Raw genomic sequence first — 1,088 nt, 5'->3', positions numbered from 1 at the left:
GGCATCGGCAATGGGGGCACTGGCTCTGCTATGGGGCTCAATGGTGGCTGGGGCGCGGCCGGCGTAATGATGATTCCGCTGATCGCGGCCTACCTGGGGGGCATGTTTAAAGAGGAAAGGCAGGTCGGCACCGGTATCACTGGTGAGCTGGGCGGGAACCTCTACGGCTACCAGCTGTTGCGCGAAAGCGGCAGCTTGTTTAGCGGCCCGGACTATCGCTACATCGTCGCAGAGAAGGAGCAAGAAAAGGCAAGAGCTGAAATCGAGCGGCTGAAAAAAGAGATTGCGGACAACCCGGACGATCCACGCAATGGATACCGTCAGAGGCAGATGCAGCAGCAATACAGCCGCCTGGAGATGCTGGACCAGTACAACGGCTCTATCGAGGCTGTGGCCGGCCCCATCAAGATCCTGCAGGACGCTTTCAAGGACATGCGGGAGGACACTGCCGCAAGAGCCGACAGCCTGGGGTTGAACGGTGATTCGATCCGAGCCATGAAGGTGGCACTGGGCCTGGATGAAATCCACCCGGACACGGGTGGCAAGGGGCTGGAATTAACCGGTCTCACGCAAGAGGAGGCTGCAGCGAAGATCGAGGCGGCGTTGGCGCAAGCCAATGAAGAGATGGCCCGGTCGGTCCTGGGAAAGTGGGAGGAGCAGACACGGGAGATCACCCGCATGGTGTGGGATACCGTGGATGTGGTCTCTGATGGGGATACCCAGCAGCAGGCCCGGGTAGGCCGCGAAGTGACGGAAACCGTCACTGAGCAGGTTTTTGTGATGGGTGAATACGTCCGGGTGGGTGAAACCGCTGTAGACGCTCTGACCCGCCTTTCTGCAAGCCTGGCGGGGGTCAACATGGTGTTTGATCTGCTGGGAACTACTCTGCTGGAGGGTTCGCTCTCCGCTGCAGATTGGGCCAGCAAGCTGGTCGACGCCATGGGCAGCATGGATGCGCTCACCGAGGCCGCAGCAACCTACTATGACCTGTACTACAGCGAGGAAGAAAAGCGCACCAGAGCAGCTCAGCAGGCAGACAAGGGCATGAAGGAGATGGGGCTCGATCTGCGTGTCGGCGATATTGATGC

The 1,088-nt window shown here is 59.9% G+C and carries 1 pseudogene; it reads left to right on the top strand.

Going from position 1 to position 1,088, the window contains the following annotated elements:
• Window positions 1-30: 30 nt before the first annotated feature.
• A pseudogene (locus tag LPW39_RS23660) lies at window positions 31-1,088 on the top strand (hypothetical protein); the annotation flags it as partial.

Source organism: Comamonas koreensis (assembly GCF_021026195.1).
Lineage (GTDB): Bacteria > Pseudomonadota > Gammaproteobacteria > Burkholderiales > Burkholderiaceae_C > Comamonas > Comamonas koreensis.
Note: the sequence above shows the minus strand (reverse complement) of the source record. Positions and strands in the feature narration are given on the sequence as shown.